13 protein-coding genes are annotated in these 11,774 nt (G+C 75.2%); 5 read left to right on the forward strand and 8 right to left on the reverse strand.

Annotated elements, in window-relative coordinates:
• Position 1: 1 nt before the first annotated feature.
• Positions 2-2,653, forward strand: coding sequence for a DNA mismatch repair protein MutS (gene mutS, locus GT358_RS14215; protein ID WP_166583293.1), 2,652 nt, complete (start codon positions 2-4; stop codon positions 2,651-2,653).
• A gap of 359 nt (positions 2,654-3,012) precedes the next feature.
• Here mutS and GT358_RS14220 read toward each other — a convergent pair whose 3' ends face one another.
• Positions 3,013-3,804 (reverse strand): ZIP family metal transporter, encoded by a 792-nt coding sequence (locus GT358_RS14220; protein ID WP_166583294.1) that lies wholly within the window; start codon positions 3,802-3,804, stop codon positions 3,013-3,015.
• Positions 3,805-3,811: 7 nt separating this feature from the next.
• Positions 3,812-4,879 (reverse strand): phenylalanine--tRNA ligase subunit alpha, encoded by a 1,068-nt coding sequence (gene pheS, locus GT358_RS14225; protein WP_166583295.1) that lies wholly within the window; start codon positions 4,877-4,879, stop codon positions 3,812-3,814.
• Positions 4,880-5,145: 266 nt separating this feature from the next.
• On the opposite strand from pheS, the gene GT358_RS14230 reads away from it, so the two are divergent.
• Positions 5,146-5,679, forward strand: a complete 534-nt coding sequence (locus GT358_RS14230; RefSeq protein ID WP_166583296.1) for a hypothetical protein — start codon at positions 5,146-5,148, stop codon at positions 5,677-5,679.
• Between the two features lie 6 nt (positions 5,680-5,685).
• Here the strand turns inward: GT358_RS14230 and rplT are convergent, their stop codons facing one another.
• The 4 genes from rplT to pyk all read right to left on the reverse strand — a co-directional run bounded on the left by rplT (position 5,686) and on the right by pyk (position 8,142).
• Entirely contained in the window at positions 5,686-6,048 is a 363-nt protein-coding gene (rplT, locus tag GT358_RS14235; protein ID WP_166583297.1) for a 50S ribosomal protein L20, read from the reverse strand.
• Between the two features lie 12 nt (positions 6,049-6,060).
• The gene (gene rpmI, locus GT358_RS14240) at positions 6,061-6,261 is read right to left on the reverse strand and encodes a 50S ribosomal protein L35 (RefSeq protein WP_166583298.1); all 201 of its coding nucleotides are present in this window, start codon (positions 6,259-6,261) and stop codon (positions 6,061-6,063) included.
• A gap of 152 nt (positions 6,262-6,413) precedes the next feature.
• A complete protein-coding gene (locus GT358_RS14245; RefSeq protein ID WP_166583299.1) occupies positions 6,414-6,638 on the reverse strand; it encodes a hypothetical protein in 225 nt (74 codons plus the stop codon).
• A 58-nt stretch (positions 6,639-6,696) separates the two neighbouring features.
• Positions 6,697-8,142: a pyruvate kinase gene (pyk, locus tag GT358_RS14250; protein WP_166583300.1), complete on the reverse strand. Its 1,446-nt coding sequence runs from the start codon at positions 8,140-8,142 to the stop codon at positions 6,697-6,699.
• 107 nt (positions 8,143-8,249) lie between these two features.
• On the opposite strand from pyk, the gene GT358_RS14255 reads away from it, so the two are divergent.
• From GT358_RS14255 to GT358_RS14265, 3 genes are all read left to right on the forward strand, one after another.
• On the forward strand, positions 8,250-9,038 hold the full coding sequence (locus GT358_RS14255; RefSeq protein ID WP_243730906.1) for an N-formylglutamate amidohydrolase: 789 nt from the start codon (positions 8,250-8,252) through the stop codon (positions 9,036-9,038).
• Between the two features lie 11 nt (positions 9,039-9,049).
• Positions 9,050-9,376 (forward strand): DUF1244 domain-containing protein, encoded by a 327-nt coding sequence (locus tag GT358_RS14260; protein WP_166583302.1) that lies wholly within the window; start codon positions 9,050-9,052, stop codon positions 9,374-9,376.
• Between the two features lie 184 nt (positions 9,377-9,560).
• Positions 9,561-9,746 carry a hypothetical protein gene (locus GT358_RS14265; protein WP_166583303.1) on the forward strand — a complete coding sequence of 62 codons (186 nt, stop codon included), beginning with the start codon at positions 9,561-9,563 and terminating at the stop codon, positions 9,744-9,746.
• A gap of 7 nt (positions 9,747-9,753) precedes the next feature.
• On the opposite strand, the gene GT358_RS14270 is transcribed toward GT358_RS14265, so the two are convergent.
• Together GT358_RS14270 and dgcA are read right to left on the reverse strand one after the other, a co-directional pair.
• Positions 9,754-10,608 (reverse strand): D-amino-acid transaminase, encoded by an 855-nt coding sequence (locus GT358_RS14270; RefSeq protein ID WP_166583304.1) that lies wholly within the window; start codon positions 10,606-10,608, stop codon positions 9,754-9,756.
• A gap of 3 nt (positions 10,609-10,611) precedes the next feature.
• Positions 10,612-11,574 carry an N-acetyl-D-Glu racemase DgcA gene (gene dgcA / locus GT358_RS14275; protein ID WP_166583305.1) on the reverse strand — a complete coding sequence of 321 codons (963 nt, stop codon included), beginning with the start codon at positions 11,572-11,574 and terminating at the stop codon, positions 10,612-10,614.
• Positions 11,575-11,774: the final 200 nt, after the last annotated feature.

An 11,774-nucleotide genomic window follows, 5' to 3' on the forward strand; every position in this document is an offset into this window, starting at 1 on the left:
CATGGCGGACGGGGCTGGAGCGGATTCGGAGGGCGCGGGCGCGGCGGGCGGCGTCACGCCCATGATGGCGCAGTACCTGTCGCTCAAGGGCGCGCATCCCGATGCCCTGCTCTTCTACCGCATGGGCGACTTCTACGAGCTCTTCTTCGAGGACGCCGTCCGCGCGGCCGAGGCGCTCGACATCGCCCTGACGCGGCGGGGGCAGCATCTGGGCCGCGACGTCCCGATGTGCGGCGTGCCCGTCGAGCGCGCCGAGCCCTATCTCGCCACGCTCATCCGCAAGGGGTTCCGCGTCGCCGTGGCCGAGCAGGTGGAGGACCCGGCCGAGGCGCGGCGGCGCGGAGCCAAGGCGCTGGTCCGGCGCGAGGTCGTCCGCCTGGTCACCCCCGGCACCCTGACGGAGGAGGGCCTGCTCGAGCCGCGGACGGCGAGCCGTCTCTGCGCCTGGACGCCGCTCGGGGGGCTGGCCTGGGCCGATATCTCCACCGGCGAATTCGCCGCCGCCCCCTGCCCCGCCGCCGCCCTGCCCGCCTGGCTCGCGCGGCTCGGGCCGCGCGAGGTGCTGCTGGCGGAGCCCGATGCCGCAGGCGCGGCCGGCGAGGCGGTGCGGGAGATCGGCGCGGTAGCCACGGGCCTGCCGGAGGGAGCGTTCGACGCGCGGGGCGGAGGCGGCCGGATCTGCGCCTGGTTCGGCCTGGCCACGCTGGAGGGGCTCGGGGCCTTCGGCCGGGGCGAGCTGGCCGCGATGGGGGCGCTGCTCGACTATCTCGACACGACCGGGCGGGGGGTCCGTCCGGCTCTGCGTCCGCCGCGGCGCGAGGACGAGGACGGGGCGATGGGCCTCGATGCGGCCACGCGCGCCTCGCTCGAGATCCTGCGCGGGCGGGAGGGGGGGCGCGCCGGCTCGCTCCTGGCCTGCATCGACCGGACGGTGACGCCGGTGGGGGCGCGGCTGCTCGAGGCCCGGCTCGCCGCCCCGTCGCGGCGGCTGGAGGAGGTCGCGGCGCGGCTCGATGCGGTGGAGGCGCTGGTCGAGGACGCAGAGCTGCGGCGCGACCTGCGCGCGGCGCTGCGGGGCGCCGGCGATCCCGAGCGGGCGCTGGGCCGGCTGGTGCCGGGGCGCGGGGGGCCGCGCGACCTGGCCGCCCTGCGCGGCGCCCTGCGCGCGGCGCGGGCGGTGGCCGAACGGTTCGGCCCCGTCCCGGGCCCGGCCCGTCTGGCCGAGGCGGCGGCGGCCCTGGCGGACCCGGACGCCCGGGCGCTGCACGACCGTCTGGAAGCCGCGCTGGCCGAGGAGCCGCCGGCCGATCCGCGCGCGGGGGGTGCCGTGCGGACGGGCTTCTGTCCGACGCTCGACGGGCTCCGGCGGCTGCGCGAGGAAGGACGCGCCCTGATCGCGGCGCTGCAGGGCCGGTATGCCGCGCTGACCGGGCTGGGGGGCCTCAAGATCCGCCACAACGGGACGCTGGGCTATGTCGTGGAGGTCACCCCCGCCCAGGCCGCGCGTCTGCGCGAGCCGCCCCACGACGCCCTCTTCCGGCACCGGCAGACGATCGGGGGTGCCGTGCGCTTCGGAACGGACGAGCTGGCGGCGACCGAGGCGCGGCTTCTGTCGGCCGGGGCGGAGGCCGCGGAGCGCGAGGCGGAGATCCTGGCGGCGCTGCGGGAGGAGACCCTGGCGCGGCAGGCGGCACTCGGGCGGGTGGCCGGCGCGCTGGCGGAGGTGGACGTGGCCGCGGCGCTCGCCGATCTGGCGGCGGAGGAGGGCTGGACGCGGCCCCGCCTGTCCACGGGGCGGGGGCTGCGGATCGAAGGGGGGCGGCATCCGGTCGTGGAGGCGGCGCTGCGGCGCGAGGGGCGGCCCTTCGTGGCCAATGCGCTCGACCTCGGGGAGCGGCCGCTGCTGCTCGTGACCGGGCCCAACATGGGGGGCAAGAGCACCGTCCTGCGGCAGACGGGGCTGATCGCCGTGCTCGCGCAGGCAGGCAGCTTCGTGCCGGCGCGGCTCTGCGAGATGGGGCTGGTCAGCCGGCTGTTCAGCCGGGTGGGCGCCTCGGACGATATCGGGCGGGGGCGGTCCACCTTCATGGTGGAGATGGTCGAGACGGCCGCGATCCTGAACCGCGCCGACGGCGAGAGCCTGGTGCTGCTCGACGAGATCGGACGGGGCACGGCGACCTGGGACGGGTTGTCGATCGCCTGGGCGGTGCTGGAGCATCTCGAGGCGCTGGGCTGCCGGACACTGTTTGCCACCCATTACCACGAACTCGCCGGACTGGCCGCGCGGCTGAAGGGAGCCGGGAACGCCCATGTGGCCGCCCGCGAATGGGAGGGGGAGCTGGTCTTTCTCCACGAGCTGCGCGAGGGGGCGGCCGACCGCTCGTGGGGGGTGCAGGTCGCGCGGCTCGCAGGGCTGCCGCCGCGGGTGGTGGCGCGCGCGAAGGGCGTGCTGCGCGCGCTCGAGGCGCGGGCGCGGGAGGGAGGGCCGCGGGCGCTCGAGGACGAGCTGCCGCTGTTCGCGGGGGCGGCCCCGGCCGAGGCGCCGGTTCCCTCCGCGCTCGAGGCGCGGCTGCGCGCGGCGCGGCCCGACGAGATGGCCCCGCGCGAGGCGCTGGAGTTGCTCTACGAGCTGAAGGCGCTGCTGGGGGAGTGATCCCCGTGCGGAGCCGCCCGCCGGGGGCGGGTCCGGGAGAGCCGCCCCCGGCGTGCGGGGGCGGGCGCGTTGCGACGCGCGGCGGCCGGGGATGTCCGCCTCCGCGCCGTGGACGAGCACCTGCGCAGCCAAGCGGCCCGGTGGGATGCGGCGGAACCTCGGGCGCGTCCGTGGCGCCCCACCCCTGCAAAGAGCACGGGCGGCCGCCTGATCGTTGCAGGTCCCGCCCCGGTCGTCCGCGCCGCCCCTCCGGTCCGCCGGGACGGAAGGATCGGGCGCGTGGGGGCACCCTGCCACAGGGAGGTTAACGAAGCGTTACACCACCGCGCGGTGGTGTTGCGCCGCGCTGCGGCAAGCGGTCAGGCGAGCCAGACGTCGAGCACCATCATCGCCACGAGGCCGAGGCCGAGCCCGGCGGTGGCGCGGCGCTGGTGGCCGCCGGCATGGGTTTCGGGGATGATCTCGTGGCTGATGACGTAGAGCATGGCGCCCGCGGCAAAGGCGAGCGCCCAGGGCAGGAGCGCGGCCGAGGCGGCCAGCACGAGCGCGCCGGCGAGGCCGCCCACGGGCTCGATCAGGCCGGTCAGCGCGGCCACGCCGAAGGCGTCGCGGCGCCGGTAGCCCACGCCCCGCAGCGCCACCGCGACGGCGAGCCCCTCGGGCGCGTTCTGGAGCCCGATGCCGATGGCGAGCGGCAGCCCCCCCTCGAGCCCGCCCGCGGCGAAGGCCACGCCGACGGCCAGCCCCTCGGGGAGGTTGTGGATGGCGATGGCGGCGACAAAGAGCCAGATGCGGCGGCGGGTACGGGCCTGCGGCCCCTCGGGGCCCGAATCGAAATGCTCGTGCGGGAGCCATTCGTTGAGAAGCGCGACGGCCCCCATGCCGAGGAGGATTCCCAGGGCGGCGACCGCGGGGGGGCCGAGGCCCGGGCCCCAGCGGCCCTCGGCCGCCTCGATGGCCGGGACGATCAGCGAAAAGAAGGCGGCCGAGAGCATGACGCCGGCGGCGAAGCCCAGCATGGCGTCGCGCCCCGCCTCGCCCGGCTTGCGCCAGGCCAGAACGGGCGCGGCCCCCACGGCCGTCATCAGCCCGGCGGCGAGGCTGCCCAGCGTGGCGAGCAGGAGGGGCGAGCCGAGGATCGTCTCGGCCATGGGGGGCCTAGAGGCCCGCGGCGAGCGAGGGCACCTCGAGCGCGCCGAAGCCGTAATGGCGCAGCCAGCGCAGGTCGCTGTCGAAGAAGGCGCGCAGGTCGGGGATGCCGTATTTGAGCATGGCGAGCCGGTCGATGCCCATGCCGAAGGCGAAGCCCTGCCACGCCTCGGGGTCGAGGCCCGCGGCCGCGAGCACGCGCGGGTGGACCATGCCCGATCCCAGCACCTCGAGCCAGTCGTCCCCCTCGCCCAGGCGGAGCGTCCCCCCCTCCCACGAGCAGCGGACGTCCACCTCGGCCGAGGGTTCGGTGAAGGGGAAGTGCGAGGCGCGGAAGCGCAGGTCGAGCCGGTCGAGGCCGAAGAAGGCGCGCAGGAATTCCTCGAGCGTCCACTTGAGCTGGGCCATGGTCGTGTCGCGGTCGATCGCGAGCCCCTCGACCTGGTGGAACATGGGGGAATGGGTCTGGTCGTAGTCGGCGCGGAAGACCCGGCCGGGCGCGATCACGCGCAAGGGGGCGCCGCGCTCCTGCATGGCGCGGATCTGGACGGGCGAGGTATGGGTGCGCAGCACGTGGGGCGGGCGGTCGTCGCCCGGGGCCCTCGCCATGTAGAAGGTGTCGTGCTCCTGCCGGGCGGGGTGTTCGGGGGCGATGTTGAGCGCGTCGAAATTGTGCCAGTCGTCCTCGACCTGGGGGCCCTCGGCGACGGCGAAGCCCATGGCGGCGAAGATCAGGACGATCTCCTCGGTCACCTGGGAGACGGGGTGGATCGTGCCCGCGCGGCGGGGGCGGGCGGGCAGGCTGAGATCGAGCCATTCGCCGCGCAGGCGCTCCTCGAGGGCGGCGTCCCTGAGGGCGGCGCGGCGGGCGGCGAGCGCGGAGGCCAGCTCGTCGCGCAGGGCGTTGAGGGCGGGGGCGACGCGCATCCGCTCGGCCGGGTCCATGGCGCCGAGCTCGCGCATGCGGAGCGCGATCTCGCCCTTCTTGCCGAGCGCGGCGAGGCGGACGCGCTCGAGCGCGGCCTCGTCGGCTGCCTCGGCCACCTCGGCGAGCCAGCGATGTCTCAGGTCGTCCATGGAGGGTCCCCTTCTGCCGGGACCCTCCGTTAGCGAAGCCCCTCGGGCCGCGCAAGGCAGCCGGAGCGCCGGGCGCGAGGGGTGATTCGCGGGGGAGGCAGGACGGCACGGATCGCGGACGGTGTCACGGCAAGGGCAGGATTGCGCGCCGGCGGGGAAACACCGCGGTCGAATCTGGGCGCGGCGGGTTGACGCGCGCGGCCGGAGTCCCGAGGTTTTCAACTTGGGATTGAGTTCCTGCCTCCGGAACCATGAGGAGACGGACCGTGGTCCTGCTGCTTCTGTTCGCCGGCATCCTGGGGGGGACGCTGGCCGCCATGGCGGCGGCGCTTGCCGGCTGGCCGGTGGCGGGCTGGGTGCTCGCCTATGGGCTGGGCGGCGCGGGAGGCATCGGGCTGGGGGCCGCGGCAGCGGCGGCCTGGCGGCCCGCAGAGGAGGACCCGGAGATGGAGGACTGGCTCGAGGCGGTCTCGCCGCGCCGGGGCGGGGAGGTGGTCCGCCTGGCGGAGCAATCCGCGCGGCGGCGTCTGCCCCGGCGTCAGGCCGATGCGCGGCTGGCGCCGGACTGGGTGGCAGAGGGCGAGGGGGGGCCGGAGGCGCCGCGGGCGGCGGGATGGCCCGAGGACATGCCCGAGGACCTGCGGCTGCGCCTGACGGCGGCGCTCGATGCGGGCGGGGCCCCGGACCTGCTCTGGGACGAGATCCGGGGCTGGCTTCTGGAGCGCCGGGTGGAGCCGCCGGAGGCGGCCCCTCGGGCGGCGGCCCGGGAGGAGGGCGCGCCGGAGCCGCGGCCGCGCTGAGCCGCGTCAGGCCAGCGCGTCGCGGGCGCGGCCGGCGATGGCGTTGAACGCCTCGGGCTCGTGCACGGCGAGGTCGGCGAGGACCTTGCGATCCACCTCGATGCCCGCCTTGGACAGGCCCGCGATGAAGCGCGAATAGGTCAGCGAGGGGTCGAAGGCGCGCGCGGCGGCATTGATGCGCTGGATCCAGAGGGCGCGGAAGTCGCGCTTGCGCGTCTTGCGGTCGCGCGTGGCGTACTGGTTGGCCTTGTCCACGGCCTGCTTGGCGACCTTGAAGGTGCGCGAGCGGCGGTCGAAATAGCCCTTGGCCTGGTCGAGGACCTTCTTGTGGCGGCGGTGGGTGACGGGGCCGGTCTTGGTGCGGGACATCGGGGGCGCTCCTCAGCGGTCGTAGGGCATGTAGATCTTGATGATGCGCGTGTCCTGCGCGGACAGGACCGTGGTTCCCCGCGCCTGGCGGATGAACTTGGGCGTGCGCTTGATCATGTTGTGCCGCTTGCCGGTCTGGCCGGCCTTGACGAGGCCCGTGGCCGTCATCTTGAAGCGCTTCTTGGCGCTCGACTTGGTCTTCATCTTGGGCATTTTCGCTCCTCCTGGGGCGTGGGGCGCAGACGAGGCAATGCCGGAGGCCAGCCTGCGCGGACGGCACCGCGCGACCGGGGGGGCCGCACGGCATGGGCGCGCGTCCTACACCGGCCGGCCGGCCGCGGCAAGGGTGCCGTCGGCGGGAGCGGTCAGAGAAGGCGGGAGGCCAGACGCACGAAGGCGGCCGGGATGCCGTCCCAGCCGTAGAGGCCGGGCTTCTGCCAGACGGCAAGGGCGACAAGGGCGCCGCCCGCCATCACGAGGATCGCCGCCGCGCGCGGGGCACGGCCGTCGGCAAAGGCCCCCACGCCCGAGGGGAAGGCGAGCACCAGAAGCACCACGCCCACCACGAAGGCCAGATCGGTATCGAGCATCCCACCGCCCCCCGGCGGGTCCCGCCGCGGCGGGCCCGCCTCCTGTCCCGGAGGCAGGCTATTCCGGCTCGCCCTGGTAGATCAAACGTTCCTCGCAGGGCGCGACGCGCAGGATGTTGGTCGAACCCGGCGTGTTGAAGGGCACGCCCGCCGTGACCACGATGCGGTCGCGCGGGTCGGCGAAGCCGCGCGCCACGGCGGCGCGGATGGCGGCCAGCACCGCCTTCTTGAAGCGGTCCACCGGATCGGTGACCACGCAATCCACCCCCCAGGACAGGCAGAGCCGCCGCGCCGTCGGCACTTCGGAGGTCAGCGCGATGATGGGCACGCGCGGCCGTTCGCGCGAGACGAGAAGCGCGGTCGTGCCCGATTCGGAAAAGCAGGCGATGGCGCGCACATGCGTGGCCTCGGCCACCTCGCGCGCGGCCGAGACGATGGCGTCGGCGGTGGTGCGCCGCTCCACCGCGCGGGCCGATTCGATGATCTGCGTGTAGGTGGGGTCGCTCTCCACCTCGCGCGCGACGGCGTCCATGGTCGCCACGGCCTCGCGCGGGTAGCGGCCGGCGGCCGATTCGGCCGACAGCATGATCGCGTCGGCCCCCTCGTAGATGGCGGTGGCGACGTCCGACACCTCGGCCCGGGTGGGGGTCGGGTTCTCGATCATCGATTCGAGCATCTGGGTGGCGACGATCACGGGCTTGGCCGCGGCGCGGCACTTGCGCACGAGGCGCTTCTGGATGGGGGGCACGTTCTGGAGCGGCAGCTCCACCCCGAGATCGCCGCGCGCCACCATGATCCCGTCCGAGGCCGCCAGGATCGCCTCGAAATCGCCCACGGCGGCGGGCTTCTCGATCTTGCTGAGGATGGCGGCGCGGCCGCGGGCGAGGCTGCGCGCCTCCTCCACGTCGGCGGCGCGCTGGACAAAGGAGAGCGCGAGCCAGTCCACCCCGAGGCCGCAGACGAATTCGAGGTCGCGGCGGTCCTTGTCCGACAGGGCCGCGAGCGGCAGGACCACGTCGGGCACGTTGACCCCCTTGCGGTCCGAGACGGTGCCGCCCACCGTCACGGTGCAATCGGCGAAGTCCGCGCCGCAGGATTCCACCCGCAGGCGCACCTTGCCGTCGTTGACGAGCAGCGTGGCGCCGGGGCGCAGCGCGTCGAAGATCTCCACATGCGGAAGCTGGACGCGGCTGGCATCGCCCGGTGCGGGGTCGAGATCGAGGCGGAAGCGCGCGCCCGTCTCGAGATCGTGCGCCCCCGCGGCAAAGAGGCCGAGCCGGAGCTTGGGCCCCTGCAGGTCGGCCAGGATCGCGATGGGCGATCCGGCCTCGGCCTCCACCTCGCGGATGAAGCGGTGGCGTGCCGCCACGTCCTCGTGGCTGCCATGGCTCATGTTGAGGCGGAACACGTCGGCGCCGGCCTCGTGCAGGGCGCGGATGGTCTCCTTGGTGGAGGAGGCCGGGCCGAGCGTGGCCACGATCTTGACCTTGCGGTGGCGTCTCATGGCCGCGCGTCTCCTGTCCTCGTGCCCGCCCGGCGGGCCGTTAGCGGTCGCGGCGAGGTATGGCGCGGTTTCCTTTGGCCGGCAACCGGGCTATGGCGGCCCGCGACATGCCGTCCGCCGCCCCCCCTGCCCCCGCCCAGCACCCCGCCTACGAGATCGTCTCGCCCGAGGCGCCGGGGCCCTGGCTCGTCACCTGCGACCATGCCTCGAACGCGGTGCCGGACTGGGTCGCGGGGGGCGATCTGGGCCTGCCGCCCGAGGAGATGGAGCGCCACATCGCCTGGGACATCGGGGCGGAGGGTCTGGCCCGCGCGCTGGCCCGCCGGCTGGGGGCGGCGGCCATCCTGGGGCGCTTCTCGCGGCTGGTGATCGACGCCAATCGCGGCGAGGACGACCCCACGCTGGTCATGCGGCTCTATGACGGGACGGTGATCCCGGCCAACCGGGCGCTGGACGCGGCCGGGCTGGAGGAGCGGCTGGAGCGGCTCTGGCGGCCCTACCATGCCGCGCTGGAGGCGCTGCTGGCCCGGCGCGAGGTGCTGCTGGCCGTGCACAGCTTCACCCCGCAGCTGCGGGGCAGGCCCCCCCGGCCCTGGGAGGTGGCGGTGCTGCATTCGCCGCTCGACGGGCGGGTGGCGCTGCCGCTGATCGAGGGGCTGCGCGCGCGCGGCGACCTGGTGGTGGGGGACAACGAGCCCTATTCGGGCCACCTGCCCGGCGATTCGGTGGACCGTCACGCGCTGCGCACGGGTCGGCTCAACGTGCTGGTCGAGGTGCGGCAGGACCTGATCGCCACGCCCGAGGGGCAGGAGCGCTGGGGCGCGCGGCTGGCGCCGCATCTGGCCTGCGCCCTTGAGCGGGCGCGCGGCGGCGCCCATCTGGTCGGGGCGCAGTGACGGAGGCAGCCATGACGCAGAAGATCGACCCGGCCACGCAGACCGAGATCGAGGCGGCGGCGTTCCGGGCGCTGCGGCGCCATCTGCTCGAGACGCGGCCCGACGTGCAGAACATCGACCTGATGAACCTGGCCGGCTTCTGCCGCAACTGCCTGAGCCGCTGGATGGGCGAGGCGGCGGCCGAGCGGGGGATCGCGCTCGACAAGGACGAGGCGCGGGCGCTGTTCTACGGGATGCCCTATGCGGAATGGGTCGCGCGCCACCAGCGGGACGCCACGCCCGAGCAGCGCGCGGCCTTTGCCCGGGCCGTGGCGGATCACGGCGGCGAGGGGGCCTGATTCGAACAACCGCGGGGCGAGTCTGTGGCATTGGGTCCGGCGCGCGGACAGTGCCGGCCGCGGGAGCGGGACTGGCGCCCCGGATCGGACGCCGGCTGCGCCGGAATTGACCGGCGAGTCAAGCCCTGCACATAGAGGGGCCGCTCTCCCCCGCTGCTCCTGTCCGTCCGCATCGAGGCATCCGATGATCTGGTCCGCGATTCCCCTTCTCGTCCTTGGCATCCTCGGCATGGCGCTGGGCCCGCGGGCCGGCGCCGAGGAGGACGACGACGCGACGATCGCGCTGCGCCAGGAGGGGATGTTCGACGGGCTGGAGGACGAGCTTCTGGCCGAGGCCGGACCGCTCGGGACCGGCGAGCCGATCCTGTGAGCGGCGCTCAGACGGCGGAGCGGCGCGCCTCCTCGACATAGAGGGCACGCAGGCGGGCGGCGACGGGGCCGGGGCTTCCCCCGCCCACGGGGCGGTCGTCGATGCGCACGACCGGCAGGACAAAGGTCGTGGCGGAGGTCACGAAGGCCTCGTCGGCGGCCTGCGCCTCGGCGAGGGTGAAGGGGCGCTCCTCGAGCGACAGGCCGGCTTCGGCGACGAGGCGCAGGACGGCCGCGCGGGTGATGCCCGACAGGATCGCCTCGGAGGGGGGGCGGGTGACGAGGCGGCCCCCGGCCACGATCCAGGCGTTGTTGGAGGTCCCCTCGGTCACGAGGCCGTCCTCGACCATCCAGGCGTCGTCGGCGCCGCGCCCCCTGGCGATCATCTTGCCCCAGGAGGGATAGAGGAGCTGCACCGTCTTGATGTCGCGCCGCGCCCAGCGCAGGTCGGGGATGGAGATGACCCCGATCCCCCGCTCCGGCCCCCGGGCGAGGCCGGGCTTGGCCTGGGTGAAGAGCACGAGGGTGGGCGGCACCGGCGGGTCGGGCCAGGCGAAGTCGCGCTCGGGCGGGGCGCCGCGGGTGACCTGGAGATAGACCATCCCCTCGGACAGGGCGTTGCGCGCCACGGCCTCGCGGTGGAGCGCGAGAAGGGCCGCGTCGTCGAGCGGGAGGTCCATCGAGAGCGCGGCGAGCGAGCGGCGCAGGCGCGCCATGTGGCCGGCGAAGTCCACGAGACGGCCGTCCAGCACGCTCGTCACCTCGTAGACGCCGTCGGCCATCAGGAAACCGCGGTCGAAGACGGAGACGGAGGCCTCGCCTTCGGGGAGCCAGCGGCCGTTGACGTGGACCTGTCGGGCCATTCCCTATCCCCAGAGCGCCGGTTCGGGCGGATGGAGGCCCGCATCGTCGCAGCGCAGGCCGTGTGCGCGGTCCTGCGCGAGCAGGAGCGGCCCGTCAAGGTCCGCGATCGCCGCGCCCTGCGCGAGCAGCACCGCGGGCGCCACGGCGAGCGAGGTGGCCACCATGCAGCCCACCATCAGCGACAGGCCCTGCCGGCGGGCGGCATCGGCGAGCGCGAGCGCCTCGGTCAGGCCGCCGGCCTTGTCGAGCTTGACGTTGACCGCGTCGTAGAGCCCGGCGAGGGCGGGGAGCGACTCGCGGGTGCGGCAGCTCTCGTCGGCGCAGACGGGGACGGGGCGGGGCAGACGGGCGAGCGCGCCGTCCTCGCCCTCGGGGAAGGGCTGCTCGACAAGGGCGACCCGCAGCCGCTCGAGATGGGGCAGGAGCGCGCGGTAGTCGGCCTCTCGCCAGCCCTCGTTGGCGTCCACGATCAGGCGGGGCGTGGGGGCGCCGCGGCGCACCGCCTCGAGCCGGGGGAGGTCGTCGGGGGTGCCGAGCTTGACCTTGAGGAGGGGGCGGTGGCCCTCCTCGCGGGCGCGGGCCTCCATGGCGGCGGGCTCGTCGAGCGAGAGGGTGAAGGCGGTCGGCACGGGACGCGGCGGGGGAAGGCCCGCGAGATCCCAGACGCGGCGGCCCGTGCGCCTGGCCTCCCAGTCCCAGAGGGCGCAATCGGCGGCGTTGCGCGCGGCGCCGGGGGGCAGGAGATGGGGCAGCGCGGCGCGGGTGGCGTCCGGGGGCAGCGCGGCGATGGCGGCGGCGACGGCCTCGGGCGTCTCGCCGTAGCGGGGATAGGGGACGCATTCGCCGCGCCCCTCGGCGCCGTCGCGGGCGAGGCGGGCGACCACCACGCGGGCGTGTGTGCGGCTGCCGCGGCTGATGGTGAAGGCGCGGGCGAGGGGGAAGTCCTCGATCGTGGCGGAGAACATGGGCGGGCCTCTGGCGTCGGGCGGAGGGGGGCGTAGCCCGTCGCGGGCGGGAGGTCCACGGGGGGCGGGCGGGGGTCGGAGAGAGGCAGGGTTCGGGACGGAGCGGGGGTCGGGATGGGGCGGGGGTCGGGATGGGGCGGGGGTCGGAGAGAGGCGGATCTGCCGGACCCCCTGCCCCGCGGGCGCGCGCTGCTGTAGGG

This window comes from Rubellimicrobium sp. CFH 75288 (assembly GCF_009904055.1).
Lineage (GTDB): Bacteria > Pseudomonadota > Alphaproteobacteria > Rhodobacterales > Rhodobacteraceae > Rubellimicrobium.

Excerpts from the sequence above, each read along its gene's own strand:
- GT358_RS14245 (WP_166583299.1), bottom strand. The coding sequence starts at position 6,638 with ATGCTCGATACCGATCTGGCCTTCGTGGTGGGCGTGGTGCTTCTGGTG.
- GT358_RS14270 (WP_166583304.1), bottom strand. The coding sequence starts at position 10,608 with ATGGCCCGACAGGTCCACGTCAACGGCCGCTGGCTCCCCGAAGGCGAG.
- GT358_RS14255 (WP_243730906.1), top strand. The coding sequence starts at position 8,250 with ATGCCGTCCGCCGCCCCCCCTGCCCCCGCCCAGCACCCCGCCTACGAG.
- GT358_RS14265 (WP_166583303.1), top strand. The coding sequence starts at position 9,561 with ATGATCTGGTCCGCGATTCCCCTTCTCGTCCTTGGCATCCTCGGCATG.
- GT358_RS14220 (WP_166583294.1), bottom strand. The coding sequence starts at position 3,804 with ATGGCCGAGACGATCCTCGGCTCGCCCCTCCTGCTCGCCACGCTGGGC.
- pyk (WP_166583300.1), bottom strand. The coding sequence starts at position 8,142 with ATGAGACGCCACCGCAAGGTCAAGATCGTGGCCACGCTCGGCCCGGCC.
- rplT (WP_166583297.1), bottom strand. The coding sequence starts at position 6,048 with ATGTCCCGCACCAAGACCGGCCCCGTCACCCACCGCCGCCACAAGAAG.
- dgcA (WP_166583305.1), bottom strand. The coding sequence starts at position 11,574 with ATGTTCTCCGCCACGATCGAGGACTTCCCCCTCGCCCGCGCCTTCACC.
- GT358_RS14260 (WP_166583302.1), top strand. The coding sequence starts at position 9,050 with ATGACGCAGAAGATCGACCCGGCCACGCAGACCGAGATCGAGGCGGCG.
- rpmI (WP_166583298.1), bottom strand. The coding sequence starts at position 6,261 with ATGCCCAAGATGAAGACCAAGTCGAGCGCCAAGAAGCGCTTCAAGATG.
- pheS (WP_166583295.1), bottom strand. The coding sequence starts at position 4,879 with ATGGACGACCTGAGACATCGCTGGCTCGCCGAGGTGGCCGAGGCAGCC.
- mutS (WP_166583293.1), top strand. The coding sequence starts at position 2 with ATGGCGGACGGGGCTGGAGCGGATTCGGAGGGCGCGGGCGCGGCGGGC.